This is a genomic window from Mesorhizobium sp. LHD-90 (assembly GCF_030929505.1).
Lineage (GTDB): Bacteria > Pseudomonadota > Alphaproteobacteria > Rhizobiales > Rhizobiaceae > Kumtagia.
This window is the reverse complement of sequence record NZ_JAVFVV010000009.1, coordinates 246,033-260,144: the sequence shown is the minus strand read 5'-3', so window position 1 is coordinate 260,144 and position 14,112 is coordinate 246,033. Positions and strand designations below refer to the sequence as shown.

Here is a 14,112-nt window from a genome sequence, read left to right as displayed (position 1 = left end):
GCAAGACAATTGATTCCTGATTGTGAACCCCGGGAGGATATTCGATGCGTGTACTCAAGAAGGCCACCCTCATTCCATTGACCGCGGCGCTGCTGACCGGCGCCTCGGCCTATGGAGCGTGGGCGAACGACGACTTGCAGAAGCTTGCCTCTGACCCCAAGAACTGGGCGATGCCGACAGGCGATTATGCCAATACCCGTTACTCGAAGCTGAACCAGATCACCAAAGACAACGTCAAGAACCTCCAGGTCAAATGGACGTTCTCGACCGGCGTCCTGCGCGGCCACGAGGGCGGCCCGCTGGTCATCGGCGACGTCATGTATGTCCACACCCCGTTCCCGAACATCGTCTACGCCCTCGATCTCAAGAACGACGGCAAGATCCTCTGGAAATACGAGCCCAAGCAGGATCCGAACGTCATCCCGATCATGTGCTGCGACACGGTCAACCGCGGCGTGGCCTATGGCGACGGCAAGATCATCCTCAACCAGGCCGACACAATGCTGACGGCACTGGACGCCAAGACCGGCAAGGTCGCGTGGTCGATCAAGAACGGCGACCAGATCGACGGCGGCAAGGGCGAATCCTCGACCCACGCTCCGATCGTGGTGAAGGACAAGGTGATCGTCGGTATCTCCGGCGGCGAGTTCGGCGTGCGCGGCTGGGTCGCGGCCTACAATCTGGCCGACGGCAAGCAGGTGTGGCGCGGCTACTCGATGGGCCCGGACTCCGACACGCTTCTCGACCCCGAGAAGACCATGGCGCTCGGCAAGCCGGTCGGCAAGGACTCGGGCATCAGCACCTGGGAAGGCGAGCAGTGGAAGACCGGCGGCGGTGCCACCTGGGGCTGGTACGCCTATGATCCCAAGTCCAACCTGGTGTTCTACGGCTCGGGCAACCCGTCGACCTGGAACCCCGTGCAGCGGCCCGGCGACAACAAGTGGTCGATGACCATCTTCGCCCGCGACGCGGACACCGGTGTTGCCAAGTGGGTCTACCAGATGACCCCGCACGACGAGTGGGACTATGACGGCGTCAACGAGATGATCCTCGTCGACGGCATGGACGTGGGCGGCGCCAAGCACGACGTTCTGGTCCACTTCGACCGCAACGGCTTCGCCTACACCATGGACCGCAACTCCGGCGAGCTGCTCGTCGCCAAGCCCTACGATCCAAAGGTCAACTGGGCGACCGAAGTCGTGATGGACAAGAACAGCGACCAATATGGCCGCCCGCAGGTCGTCGCGAAATACTCGACCCAGCAGAACGGCGAGGACGTCAACACCACCGGCGTCTGCCCGGCGGCGTTGGGAACCAAGGACCAGCAGCCGGCGGCCTATTCGCCGAAGACCGGCCTGTTCTACGTGCCGACCAACCATGTCTGCATGGACTACGAGCCCTACCGCGTCAGCTACACCGCCGGCCAGCCCTATGTGGGCGCCACCGTGTCGATGTATCCGGCGCCCGACAGCCATGGCGGCATGGGCAACTTCATCGCCTGGGACGCCGCCAAGGGTGAGATCGTCTGGTCGAAGCCCGAGCAGTTCTCGGTATGGTCCGGCGCACTGGCGACCGATGGCGACATCGTCTTCTACGGAACGCTGGAAGGCTACATCAAGGCGATCGATAAGGACGGCAACGAACTCTACAAGTTCAAGACCCCGTCCGGCATCATCGGCAACGTCAACACCTACGAACATGGCGGCAAGCAGTATATCGCCGTGCTGTCGGGTGTCGGCGGCTGGGCCGGCATCGGTCTCGCCGGCGGCCTGCTCGCTCCGGAGAACGCGGCGGCATGGCACGGCGCGGTCGACCAGGGCCGTGAGCAGGGCGACGAAGCGCAGGTGGTCGGCACCGCCGGCCTGGGCGCGGTGGGCGGCTATGCCGGTCTTGCCGAGTACACGACGCTGGGCGGCCAGCTCACCGTCTTCGGTCTTCCGGAGTGATCTCCGGGAACCATGAACTGGCCCGCGCCTTCTAGGCTATAGGCCACGAAAACGGAGCCCGGCCCGACACGATCCCCGGTCGGGCTCCAGATTTCGCCACCCACAACGAACTGTCACCGCCGCATTGCGACAGCAGAGCTGTGTCCGTGGCGAACGAAGGAAGAGGTCCATAATGAAGTTTCGCACTACGATGTCGCTGCTTGTCTTGCTCGCCCTGTCTTCGGCCGGCCCTGCCTTCGCGCAGAGCGCCAGCGAGCCGGACAGCAAGGAGAAGGCTGCGGCGGCGAGCGACGACGGCGGCAAATACATGGACGCCGACGGCAACCCCACCTTCAAGATTCAGGACGACGGCACGGTCGACTGGTATACGTTCAGCGGCTACCGGCGCTTCAATTCCGATTGCCATGTCTGCCACGGGCCGGACGGCGTCGGCTCCACCTATGCGCCAGCCCTTGTCGACTCCATCAAGACCATGGACTACGGCACCTTCCTGTCGATCGTCGCGGAGGGCCGCAAGAACCTCGGCGCCGGCAAGGAAAGCGTCATGCCCGCGTTCGGCGACAACAAGAACGTCTATTGCTACATGGATGACCTCTACGTCTATCTGCGCGCCCGCGCCGTCGGCGACTTGCCGCGCGGCCGGCCGGCCAAGAAGGCCGACAAGCCGGCGGCCGCCAAGGAGCACGAAGCTTCGTGCATGGGCGGCTGACATGAGTGTTCGCGGCGCCCCACGGCTTTTCGCCTCGCTGGTGCTCTGCGGCGCGCTTGCGCTGCCGTCCGCCGCCTTGGCCCAGAGCGCCGGCGTCGGCGCCGCCGGCGAGTTGGTCGATCCGGACGTTCTGCGGGTCTGCGCCGACCCCTCCAACATGCCCTTCACCGACGAGAGCGGAGAAGGATTTGAGAACAAGCTGGCGGAGCTGGTCGCCGAAAAGACCGGCCGCAAGTCCGTCTCCTACACCTGGTTCCCGATGGTGATGGGGTTCGTGCGCAATACGCTGCGCGCCAACCGCTGCGACATCATCATGGGCTACGCCCAGGGCGACGAACTGGTGCAGAACACCAACGCCTATTACCGCTCCGCCTATGTGCTGCTCTACAAACGAGGCTCCGGTCTCGACGGCGTCGAGACGATTGAGGACCCCAAACTGGCCGACAAGCGGATCGGCGTGGTGCAGAGCACCCCGCCGTCGTCCAACATGGCCAAGGCCAATCTGATGAAGAAGGCCAAGGTCTACGGGCTGATGGTCGATACCCGCTTCACAGCCTCGCCTGCCGAGCTGATGGTCAAGGACATCTTGTCCGGCGAGATCGACGCGGCGGTGGTGTGGGGCCCGATGGGCGGCTACTACGCGAAATCCAATGCCGACATCGCCGTGGTGCCGCTCACCAGGGACAAGGCGGGCTCGCGCATGACCTATCGCATCACCATGGGCGTGCGGCCTTCCGACCAGGAATGGAAACGCACGCTCAACCGGCTGATCAAGGACAACCAGGCCGAGATCAACAAGATCCTGCTCGGCTATGGCGTGCCGCTGATCGACGAACAGGACAAACCGATCACGCAATAGATGCGGCGGACCGATCGGCATGGACAGAAGGAGGAAGAAGGCAAGACAGGCATTTTCGATCCTGATGGCCGCGCTGCTTTGTTCCGCCTTGCCGGCATCCGCCGGAGCGGTGGAAGAACCCGCCGGCTACCGGATGGAAAACTACCGGGCGCCCGTGCCGGAAACGCTGAAAGGCGCCAGGGTCGTGACCACGCAGGAAGCCGAGGCGCTGTGGCGGCAGAAGACGGCGATTTTCATCGACGTCATGCCCGACGCGCCGAAGCCGGCCAACCTGCCGAAAGGCACGATCTGGAAGGACAAGGAACGGCGCGACATACCGGGCAGCATCTGGCTAGCCAATGTCGGCTACGGCGAGATCAACGCGGAGACGGCCGCCTATTTCAAGGCGGGCATCGAAGCCCAGATCGGATCCGACAAGAAAAGGCCGATCCTGTTCTACTGCATGACCGACTGCTGGATGTCGTGGAACGCGGCGAAGCGGGCGGTGGAATGGGGCTTCGGCGGGGTGCTCTGGTATCCGCCGGGCTCCGATGGATGGGAAAAGACCGGACTGCCGCTTGAGAAAAGTCGGCCATGGGAGGCGAAGAAATAAAACTCGACTGAGACACGCCACATTTGTATGTTTTCGTATTGTCCAAGAACCTTCTTATTTGTTTGTCCATTTTCGACTGATGGACGTGTCGTCGCGTAACGGTGCCTCGCGGCGGCAATGATGGCGAAATCCGGCCGAAAGGGCCGGGAAAACAGGAGGAACGCATGAAGAAAAGCTGGAAGAAGCCTACGATGTGCCAGGTCGCGGCCGGCATGGAAATCTCGCGGTATCTGCCTGCCGAGATCGCTCCCAAGAAGTAGGCGACCGCGGCGGCGCGCGGCCCTGCCAGCAGGGCGCGCGCCGCATACCGCATTCTCGAGTTCGAGCTCGCGGCCCGTTCGCGAGACAGGTGAGTGTTGGCCTGGCCACAAACTGCAAACGGATCGCGGCCATGCGCCTGAAAATCGTCGGATCGGCGGCGGGCGGCGGTTTCCCGCAATGGAACTGCAATTTTCGGCTGAGCCGCGCCGCGCGCGCCGGCGAGCCGGGATTTCTGTCCCGCACCCAATCCAGCCTGGCAGCCTCCGCCGACGGTTCCGGCTGGGTTCTGTTCAACGCCTCGCCCGACATCCGCCAGCAGATCGCCGCGACGCCGGAACTGCAGCCTGCGCCGGACGCGCCGCTGCGCTCCACGCCGATCCGCGCCGTGGTGCTCACCAATGCCGATGTCGACCATGTCGCCGGCCTGCTCAGCCTGCGCGAGCGCGAGCCGTTCGCCATCTACGCCAGCCGGCGGGTGCTTGACGTGCTGGCCGCCAATTCCATCTTCAACGTGCTCGACCCCGCGCTGGTGCCGCGCCGGCTGCTGCCGCCCGGCGAGACCGTAGCCATCCGCGACGCGCAAAACCGCGAGACCGGCGTGTCCGCCGAGAGCTTTTCCGTGCCCGGCAAGATCGCGCTCTACCTGGAAGATTCCAGCCGCCCGGACGCCGATTTCGGCTCCGAGGCCGGCGACACGATCGGCGTGCGCATTGCCGCCGGCGCCGGCCGTTCCGCCTTCTACGTGCCCGGCTGCGCCCGCATAGACGAGCGCTTGCGCGGGCGGCTCGACGGCGCCGCCTGCCTGCTCTTCGACGGCACCGTCTTCACCGACGACGAGATGATTTCGGCCGGCGTCGGCCAGAAGACCGGGCGGCGCATGGGCCATCTCGCCATGTGGGGCGAGAACGGCTCGGTGGCCGGGCTCTCCGGCCTGAAGATCGGCCGTCGCGTCTTCGTCCACATCAACAACACCAACCCTGTCCTCGACGACACCTCGCCGGAGCGCGCCGCGCTGCGCGCCGCCGGTTGGGACGTCGCCCATGACGGCATGGAGATCGTGCTGTGACCAATTTGCACGAGAAACGCGCGAAGCGGAGGTCCGCATGAACGTCATGACAGTCGGCATCGCCCCCCGCAGCTTCCACGACGCCGCCAAGGACGGCCTGTCGCCCGCCCAACTGGAGGCCGTGCTGCGCAAGGTGGGCGCCGAGCGCTACCACAACCGCCACCCCTTCCATCACAAGATGACCTCCGGCGCGCTGTCGAAACTGGAGATGCGGGCCTGGGCGCTCAACCGCTACTGCTACCAGGCGGTGATCCCGCGCAAGGACGCCACCATCCTGGCCCGCGCCGAGGACCCCGCCTTCCGCGCCGAGTGGCGAAAACGCATCGAGGACCATGACGGCGACGACGGCTGGAGCGGCGGCATCGCCCGCTGGCTTTATCTCGCCACCTCGCTTGGGCTCGACGCGGAAGCCGTGAAGAGCGAGCGGCTCGCCTTGCCCGCCACGCGCTTCGCCGTCGGCGCCTATCTCTCCTTCTGCGCCAACCGCACGCTCCTGGAAGCGGTCGCCTCGTCGCTGACCGAGCTGTTTTCCCCCGTCATCATCGGCGAGCGCGTGCCGGCGATGCTGGCGAAATACGACTACATCACCGAGGACACGCTGGCTTATTTCAAGAAGCGCCCCGAGCAGGCGTCGCGCGATTCCGACTTCGCGCTCGCCTATGTGATGCGCCACGCCGACACGCCCGAGCGCCAGCAAAGCGTGATCGACGCGCTGGTGTTCAAATGTGATATCCTCTGGGCCATGCTCGATGCGCTGGAACACGCCTATGGCGGCGCCGGCCACATCCCGCCCGGCGCCTATCGGGAGGACGGCGCATGACGGTCGCCTTCACACCCCCGCCTTCACCGGCCACCCTGCCCCGCGCCCGCGCCCTCGTCTCGCCCCACTCCATCCCCGCCCTGCCGCGCCACGTCCGCATCCAGTACGACCCGGTGCGCCAGGCCGATGCCGTGCTTGCGCCCGAAAAAGTGTTCTGGCCGAACGACATCAGCCTCGACATTTTGCGCCGCTGCGACGGCAGCGCTACAGTCTCGCAGATCGTCGCCGGCCTCGCCGCCGAATATGACGCGCCGGAAGCGGACGTCGCGGCCGACGTCGAAACCTTCCTGCAGGAATGGTCCGACAAACTGCTGGTGAAGCTATGACCGAACTGCTGCCCCCGATCGGCATGCTGGCGGAACTCACCCACCGCTGCCCGCTGCAATGCCCCTATTGCTCCAACCCGACCGAGCTTTTGAAAGCCAACCGCGAGCTCGACACCGAGACCTGGGCCTGGCTGTTCCGCCAGGCCGCCGATCTCGGCGTGCTCCAGGTGCATCTCTCCGGCGGCGAGCCGACGCTGCGCCGCGACCTCGAACAACTCGTCTCCGGCCTTGCCGGGCGCGGCGTCTACACCAACCTGATCACCGCCGGCGTCGGCATCGCCGAGGGCCGCATCGAGGCGCTGGCCGAGGCCGGGCTCGACCATCTGCAATTGAGTTTTCAGGGCGCGCGGCCGACTACCACCGAGCTCGTCTCCAACCATGCCGGCAGCCACGAGAAGAAGCTGGAGACGGCGCGCCGGGCGCGCGCCGCCGGCCTGCCGCTCACCGTCAACGCGCCGATCCACCGCCACAACATCGAGGAAGTGCCGGCCTTCATCGAGCTGGCGCTGTCGCTCGGGGCCGAACGGCTTGAGATCGCCAATGTGCAATATGCCGGCTGGGCGCTGGTCAACCGTGACGCCCTCATGCCCGACCGGGCGACGGTAGAGCGGCAGGCGGAGATCGTCGAGGAAGCGCGCGAAAGGCTGACGGGCATCCTCAATATCGACTTCGTCACGCCCGACTATTTCGCCACCTACCCGAAACCCTGCATGGGCGGCTGGGCGCGCGACGCCTTCATGGTGGCGCCGGACGGCACGGTGCTGCCCTGCCATGCCGCAGCCTCGATCCCGCAGCTCACCTTCGAAAAATTCGGCGACCGCACGCTGGCCGAAATCTGGCGCGATTCGCCGGCCTTCAACGCGTTCCGCGGCACCGACTGGATGCAGGCGCCCTGCAGAAGCTGCGAGCGGCGCGAGATCGACTGGGGCGGCTGCCGCTGCCAGGCAATGGCGATCGCCGGCGACGCCGCCGCCACCGACCCGGCCTGCGCGAAATCCCCGCTTCACGCCCGCATGGCAAAACTGATCGAGGAGGCGCAGGCCAGCGCCGCCGGACACGACCGCGCCGAACCCTTCGTCTACCGCCGCATCGGAGCCATGGCGCGACTGAGGGAGTTGGTGGAGTGAGGGCGTTCCGGCAAAAATGCGCTCGCCCAAGCCCCAACTCGCCCCAGTTCAGCCCGCCTTCTGTACCGGAGGCGGCGTCCATGAGCCGTCCATGACCGGCGCTTGCGGCCAATAGGCGCGCACGTAGAGCGAGAAGTCGCCCTTGGGCGCCGGCAGCCAATTGGCGCGCTGCACCGCGTCCGCAGGCTCATCGGCCTGGACGTAGACCGTCAGCGAGCCGTCTGCGGCTAGACTTAAATCCTTGTTCTTGGTGCCGACCGAGAAGCGGTTGATCGGGTTGGCGATGAAGAAGTGGTGCTCGTTGTAGATCGAGAGCGACCAGAAGCCGTTCACGGGCGGCGTTCCGTCCTTCGGAAACGTCACCGTGTACCGGTTGTCACTGTTCAACCGTTCGCCCGAGGCATCGAGGTCCTGATAGAAATACTTCGTCTCGTCGGGCGAGTTGACGAGGATGTTCGACTTTGCAACGGCGGTGCGCGTAAAGTAGTCCGTTCCGAACGCGGACTCGTTGGAGATCGTGCTCCAGTGGTGCGGCAGTTGCTGGCCATAGTTGCGGAACTGGAACAGCGGGTTCACCAGCTTTTCTTCCGCGTCCTTGGCCGCCTCGATCATCCCCTGCTTCATTTGCGGATTATCCTTGGCGGCCGCGAGCACCGCGAGTACCTGCGCGTAGCGCGCCTCCTCGCCGGGCAGCGGCGGCGCATCGGCCAGCACAGCCGGCAACTCGTCGAAGAATTTTTCGGGAAACACCCACCGCGTTTCCTCTTCGCCGGGCGGGGCGCCGGGAACTTTTGGCAGCTTGCTCCACTCGATACGTTTCATCCGTCCGTCATAGTCGGCGAGCGGATACATCATGATTCCAGTCAGGACATCCTGAATCGCCCGCTTGTCTTCCGGCGTGTCCTCCTGGGCGATACGTGGTGCGGCCAGACCGGTGTTACTCGACGACCGGAAGACGCGCGTGATTCCCTTAGGCACCTCATCATGCCAGTCAGGCCCGACAAGAAGGTAGAAGCCGGGAGTGCTGCCGTGCATCTTGCCGAGCTGGGCGAAGCTGTCGGTGCGCAGGTCGACGATCTGATAGACCCAGAACCGGTCGCCGAAATCCGGCACCTGGATGACGACAGGGGAAACATCCAGCGCGAGCAACCCGAGACCGTAAACGACGTCCTGGTTGGGACAGGCGACATTGCGCTCTTCCGGATTGACATAGTCCGTGAGCATGGTGAGTTCATTGAGCGGCGCCTCGAGCAGCGGGCCGCTGTACCTATGTTCCTTGAACTTCGAGAACGCCAGCCGGCGGTTGTACATGTTGACCAGCGGCCAGGCCCAGAAGAAGGCATCGCGCGCGACGTGGTCGGCATAAGCCTCCGTGATCTTGACGCGCGCATCCGGCCCGGGCCGCAGCGCCCGGCCCCAATCGGGCGAGGGCGGCAACGGTTGCGGGTTGAGCTCCGACGCCTCAGCCGTACCGACGCCGCCGCTGGCGTCGACCGCCGAAGCTGCTGCAAGCGTCGCGGCGGCGAGCAACATGTCTCGACGGTTAAGGCTGGGATTGCTGGTCATGGCTTGCTCCTTCCGCTAGTTCATCTTCTCGACGTCGGGAAGCGTCCAGGCCTTCTTCTCAAAAAGCGCCTGGGTCGGCGAGTAGAGCCGGAACAGCAGCTCGAAGCCGCGCTGCGGGTCGGTCGGGACCCAGTTCGACTCCTTTCCTTCCGGCGCCTTGGGGCCGAAAAAGATGTCCGTCGATCCATCGGGGTTCGTCTGCACTTCCGCGGTATTCGACGCGCGGCTGGCACGGTCCATGTTCTTGACCAGTGCATGCGTCTCCCGATCGTAGACGGTCACCGACCAGTACAGTTCCACAGGCACGTTCGGCGGCACGTGCAGTCGGTAGCTCTTGTCGCCGGCCAGCGGTTCGCCATCCTTGTCCTTGTTCGCGATGAGGTAGGTCTGTGCGGTGCCGAGGCGCTTTATTCCGATATAGCCCATGCTGTAGGTGAGGGCGCGATAGTCGACCGGGTAAATGTCCGTCTCGGCGTATCCCGAGGATCCAGCCTTGACGAGATCGGGAAAGGCCGGCACGGCCCAATGCGCCGTGGGGAAGAACGGCGGATAGCCGGCCTCATACATGTGATCGAGGAAGGCTCTCGCTTCGGTTGCCGCGGCATTCAGGATCGCAGTCGTTTCGGCATCGGGAGCGAAAGGCTTGCCCTTCTCTATCCCGATGGACTTGAGCTGATCGATTATCGCCTTGTCGCGCGTCAGCCACGGCTCACTTTGCACGATGCGATCCAGCGACTGGAAGAAGCGCATGTCGTAGGGAATGGTCGAGTCGTAGAGAACGTCCGTCGCGTCGGTGTATTTCGTCTCGGGAGGACTTGCCGCCTGTGAGAGCGGATAGACCTTGAGCCGCTTCCCGTAGGCCACCGCATTGGCGATGTCCGCATCGCCATGACTCGCGAGGTTCGAGCGGAACAGCGCATAACCGGCGAAGGTCTCGGATTGGACGGCGATGTATCCGTCGGGCACACTCTCTTCATAGCCTGGCGGCAGAATCAGGTACTTGCCGCCAGCGCCCTTGTCCGCGCCATAGGGTCCCGCGTCTTCGAGTGGCATCTGCCAGACGGTGTCGATATTGGCGGCGAACGAGCCTCCGTCGGCCGGCGGAACGTCGATCACGATCGGCCCCGCTTCCTTCGTGTCGAAGAAAATCATCAAATAGATCGCATCGGGATTGGGTGTGAGCGTCTGGTTGTGCCAGTCGACCGGACGGGACCAATATGTGACCTGGTTCACCTTGCCCTCGGTCTTGGTCAGCATCTCCCGCAACATGAGATCGTAGTTGACCGCAGGCATGCCCCAGATGACCGCCTCGACGGCGCGGCGCTCGATGGCCCGCTTCTGCAGTTCGGCGGGAGAAAAGTCTTGTGCGTGTAGGAGCCCGGAAGCCATCACGAGAGCCGCCGCAGCCAGGATCAGTCGCCACATCGCATCCTCCCGGTGTCGATCGCTACGCGATCATGGCGGGAAGGCTCGGCGGAAGCAAGCGCGCAACCGTTACGCAGAAATATAGCGCCGCGATATAGGCGCAGTGTACGGCTTACTTGCCGCGCAATATCGACATTAAATCCAGACTGTAGGGAAACGCTTCTCTCATGCAAAGGACACCATCCGAATCCTTTATCGGTAGCGCTCGATAATCATGGACGTTCTAAGCCTGCGACCTGCGAGGAACGATATTTTTGTGCGTAGCGTCCAACTTGAGTTTCACACAATCTCGGTCAGCATTCGAGGCTCAAACCTGGCCTCTGGCTCAATCCGCAAAAGCTGCCTTACTCCCTCTCCACCATTGCATCCGCAAAGGCCAGCGCGTCGCGGTTCATCGCCACATTGTGCACCTTGAAAATCAGCGCACCCTTAATCCGCAGGATGACGCTGGTGGCGACGGTGCCGGTATCCTGCGCCAGCCGATCGGCGCCGGCCACGTGGCGGATAAGGACAATATCATTACAGATTTCCTAGCGTAATAGCTCACCCTCAAGTAACGTCGGCTGGGCATTGTCCCGGCTTCGCGAAGCAATTTCAAGCTTGAGGCTCAAGACATGTCTTGAAACAAGGAGCGATATACGATGATGACATATCACTCGAAGGGCATGCTGCTAACGCTTGCGATCGTTGGCTGCGTTGTAGCTCGGAGCGGGAACGCGGCAGAAGAACCCCGCCTCGGAACTATCGTTCCCGAGGGCGAAATGACCATCTTTTGTCAGAAGGCGGTCGCGGCGAAATTTGAAGTGCAGCCCGAGGACATTACGACCGATCCGCCAATTCGACGTGGAGGAAAGCTTCTGGTGTTGGGCACTGTGGATAGCGAAAACGACGACCGCGATACCGGCTTCGATTGCCGGTTCGAAGAGAACGGAGCCTATCTCGGCACAATTGGCGCCCCCGCCGATTGACAGTCGGGAGGCGAATCTCTGGCGGTATTGTCGCCATCTATCGTCGCAGCATGACTGCCGGCAAAACTTGGGGAACATCAAAGCGGCTTTGGAGATGGCCGCTGATCTCCACCTGCTACCAACTCTTCAGGGTCGGGTTATCCCGACCTGAGACGCCTCTTCTTTACCTGAAAGGCTGGCCCTCTCCACCATCGCATCCGCAAATGCCAGCGCATCGCGGTTCATCGCCACATTGTGCACCCTGAAAATCAGCGCGCCCTTCATCCGCAGGATGACGCTGGTGGCAACGGTGCCGGTGTCCTGCGCCAACCGGTCGCCGCCGGCCACATGGCGGATCATGCGCTTGCGCGAGGTGCCGACCAGCAACGGAAAGCCCAGCGTTTTCAGCTCGCCGAACCGCGCCATGACTTGCAGGTTCTCCTCATAGTCCTTGGCGAAACCGAAACCGGGGTCGAGCACGATGCGGTCGTTCGCAATGCCCGCCGCCGCCGCGATCGCGAGCGAGCGTTTCAGGAAAACAAACTGGTCCTCGATCGGGTCCGGCAGCTTTTCGCGGTCGCGGCCGGTATGCATGATGACCAGCCCAGCCCCGGTGTCGGCCGCGACTTTTGCGATGTCCGGCTCGCGCTGCAGCCCGTGCACGTCGTTGACGATGTGGGCGCCGGCCGCCACCGCCAGCCGCGCCGTTTCGGCCCTGTAGGTGTCGACCGAGATCAAAAACCCTTCTCCGGCCAGCGCCTCGATGACCGGAAGAATGCGCGCCTGCTCCCGCTCAGGCGACACCGGCGTGGCGTTCGGCCTGGTCGACTCGCCGCCGACGTCGACGATCGCCGCGCCCTCGCCGATCATCCTTTTCGCCTGCTCGATCGCCAGCTCCGGCCGGTCGAATTCACCCCCGTCCGAAAAACTGTCCGGCGTCACATTGAGGATGCCCATCAGGATCGATTTTTCGCCGATGTCGAGGTGTCGTCCGTGGGCAAGCTGCCAGATCGTCATTGCAAGATTTCCGTCAAACGACATTTACGCGGGGCGGTGTCCGGGCCGTCAGGGCGAAACGCGGCGGCACGCATGGCCGGACTTTCGCCCCTTTCGGCAGGTTCCCGAGCTCCAAAGTCAGGTTCCTGAGCCTCATTGTCAGGTCCGTCAAGATATTTCGTCGCTTCTCGACAATCAAACCCTTGATAAATATGGATTTTCCGGACCTGACATTTATTTTGGACGCGATCCAGGCGAAACCGCCTGAATTCGCTAAGTCCCTGACAATTCTCCACTTTCCGTGACGCCGCAGGCCCCGGCCGTCTTCTTCGAGACGAGGCCACGGGTCTTCTGGTCGAAACGCCGCCATGGCCGCCCCTACCCCTTGCGCCGCCATGTTTCCGGCTCGACGGCGCGTTTTTCTTCCGCCGCCTTGTACGCCGCCTCCACCAGGGCAAAAGTCTTCAGATTATCCTCTCCGGAGGTATCCGCCGGCACCCCGCGTTTCAGGCAATCGAGAAAATGCTGGCAGGCATTGAAGGCGCCTTCCTGGCTGGCGTGCCAGGGCTCGCTGGTCCATGCGCGCAGCGGAGAACCGATCGATTCTTCAAGCACTTGGCCGCCGCTGGTGACCGACATGCGCAGCCCGATATTGACGACGATCGCGCCATTCTCGCCCTCGATTTCGAGCAGGGTTTCGGGAAACGGGTCCGGCAGTTTGCGCGAGCCGTAGGTGCATTCGACGACGCTGACCGCGTCGTTTTCGTGGCGCAGCATCATTGTCGCGGTCTCCTCGGCCCTGACCTTCGGGTTGCGGCGCTGCGTCTCGCAGGAGAGATGCCTGACCTCACCCACGAAATAGCGTGCAAGATCAAGCACATGGATGCCGACATCGGCGATCGCCAGGCGCTCCTCGTCGTAGAAATAGGGCTGCGTCCTGTAGACGTCATAGCCGGTGCGGAAGTTGATGCGCGCCCAGGTCGGCTGGCCGATGGCGCCGCTGTCGATCACCCGGCGCACATGCCGCATCGGCGTCTGGAAGCGGAAATTCTCGTGCACGGCCAACCAGATACCGGCTTTTGCCGCGGCGTCGACGATCGCCACGCAATCGCCCCAGCTCGGCGCGAAGGGCTTCTGGACGATGGTCGCGATGCCCCGCCCGATCGACAATTCGCAAAGCGCCCGGTGCGTCTCATGGCGGGTGACGATGTCGACCAGGTCCAGTTTTTCGGCGTCGAACATTCCTGCCGCATCGGTATAGAATGGAACCCCGAAATTCCGCCCCGCAGCCTCGGCCTTGGCCGGGTCGACGTCGCAGACGGCGGCAAGAACCGCGCCGCTCGATTTCAATTCCTCCCATGAATTCAAATGGTTCTGCGCATAGAAGCCGCAGCCGACGACACCGACGCGAATGGTCATTTGTTCCCTATCCCGCAACGATTGGAGTTTTCAGCACGCCGATAACGGCCGCC

Annotated in this window: 14 protein-coding genes; 9 read left to right on the top strand and 5 right to left on the bottom strand. The window is 63.6% G+C overall.

Annotation, left to right across the window (positions count from 1 at the left end; translation table 11 throughout):
- The first annotated feature begins 170 nt into the window (after positions 1-170).
- The 8 genes from RB623_RS15100 (at position 171) to pqqE (ending at position 7,706) form a co-directional block, all read left to right on the top strand.
- Entirely contained in the window at positions 171-1,946 is a 1,776-nt protein-coding gene (locus RB623_RS15100) for a methanol/ethanol family PQQ-dependent dehydrogenase (RefSeq protein ID WP_374121681.1), read from the top strand.
- Between the two features lie 172 nt (positions 1,947-2,118).
- Positions 2,119-2,655 (top strand): c-type cytochrome, methanol metabolism-related, encoded by a 537-nt coding sequence (locus tag RB623_RS15095; protein ID WP_308057691.1) that lies wholly within the window; start codon positions 2,119-2,121, stop codon positions 2,653-2,655.
- Between the two features lies 1 nt (position 2,656).
- On the top strand, positions 2,657-3,514 hold the full coding sequence (locus RB623_RS15090; RefSeq protein WP_308057690.1) for a substrate-binding domain-containing protein: 858 nt from the start codon (positions 2,657-2,659) through the stop codon (positions 3,512-3,514).
- Between the two features lie 19 nt (positions 3,515-3,533).
- Positions 3,534-4,106: a PQQ-dependent catabolism-associated CXXCW motif protein gene (locus RB623_RS15085; protein ID WP_308057689.1), complete on the top strand. Its 573-nt coding sequence runs from the start codon at positions 3,534-3,536 to the stop codon at positions 4,104-4,106.
- A gap of 391 nt (positions 4,107-4,497) precedes the next feature.
- On the top strand, positions 4,498-5,433 hold the full coding sequence (pqqB, locus tag RB623_RS15080) for a pyrroloquinoline quinone biosynthesis protein PqqB (RefSeq protein ID WP_308057688.1): 936 nt from the start codon (positions 4,498-4,500) through the stop codon (positions 5,431-5,433).
- A gap of 37 nt (positions 5,434-5,470) precedes the next feature.
- Positions 5,471-6,253 (top strand): pyrroloquinoline-quinone synthase PqqC, encoded by a 783-nt coding sequence (gene pqqC / locus RB623_RS15075; RefSeq protein ID WP_308057687.1) that lies wholly within the window; start codon positions 5,471-5,473, stop codon positions 6,251-6,253.
- Entirely contained in the window at positions 6,250-6,579 is a 330-nt protein-coding gene (gene pqqD, locus RB623_RS15070) for a pyrroloquinoline quinone biosynthesis peptide chaperone PqqD (protein ID WP_308057686.1), read from the top strand. Before pqqC ends, pqqD begins: the two co-directional genes overlap by 4 nt.
- Complete coding sequence (gene pqqE / locus RB623_RS15065) at positions 6,576-7,706, top strand: pyrroloquinoline quinone biosynthesis protein PqqE (RefSeq protein ID WP_308057685.1); 1,131 nt, start codon at positions 6,576-6,578, stop codon at positions 7,704-7,706. The genes pqqD and pqqE overlap by 4 nt, the downstream gene beginning before the upstream one ends.
- Positions 7,707-7,754: 48 nt before the next feature.
- Here pqqE and RB623_RS15060 read toward each other — a convergent pair whose 3' ends face one another.
- The 3 genes from RB623_RS15060 to RB623_RS15050 all read right to left on the bottom strand — a co-directional run bounded on the left by RB623_RS15060 (position 7,755) and on the right by RB623_RS15050 (position 11,194).
- Positions 7,755-9,272: a DUF1254 domain-containing protein gene (locus RB623_RS15060; RefSeq protein WP_308057684.1), complete on the bottom strand. Its 1,518-nt coding sequence runs from the start codon at positions 9,270-9,272 to the stop codon at positions 7,755-7,757.
- Between the two features lie 15 nt (positions 9,273-9,287).
- Complete coding sequence (locus tag RB623_RS15055; protein ID WP_374121678.1) at positions 9,288-10,697, bottom strand: DUF1254 domain-containing protein; 1,410 nt, start codon at positions 10,695-10,697, stop codon at positions 9,288-9,290.
- A gap of 344 nt (positions 10,698-11,041) precedes the next feature.
- Positions 11,042-11,194: a hypothetical protein gene (locus RB623_RS15050; RefSeq protein ID WP_374121677.1), complete on the bottom strand. Its 153-nt coding sequence runs from the start codon at positions 11,192-11,194 to the stop codon at positions 11,042-11,044.
- A gap of 144 nt (positions 11,195-11,338) precedes the next feature.
- Between RB623_RS15050 and RB623_RS15045 the strand changes: the two genes are divergently transcribed.
- Positions 11,339-11,665 (top strand): hypothetical protein, encoded by a 327-nt coding sequence (locus RB623_RS15045; protein WP_308057682.1) that lies wholly within the window; start codon positions 11,339-11,341, stop codon positions 11,663-11,665.
- A 126-nt stretch (positions 11,666-11,791) separates the two neighbouring features.
- On the opposite strand, the gene folP is transcribed toward RB623_RS15045, so the two are convergent.
- Positions 11,792-12,661, bottom strand: a complete 870-nt coding sequence (gene folP / locus RB623_RS15040; RefSeq protein WP_308057679.1) for a dihydropteroate synthase — start codon at positions 12,659-12,661, stop codon at positions 11,792-11,794.
- A 357-nt stretch (positions 12,662-13,018) separates the two neighbouring features.
- Positions 13,019-14,059 (bottom strand): Gfo/Idh/MocA family oxidoreductase, encoded by a 1,041-nt coding sequence (locus RB623_RS15035; protein ID WP_308057678.1) that lies wholly within the window; start codon positions 14,057-14,059, stop codon positions 13,019-13,021.
- Between the last annotated feature and the right edge of the window lie 53 nt (positions 14,060-14,112).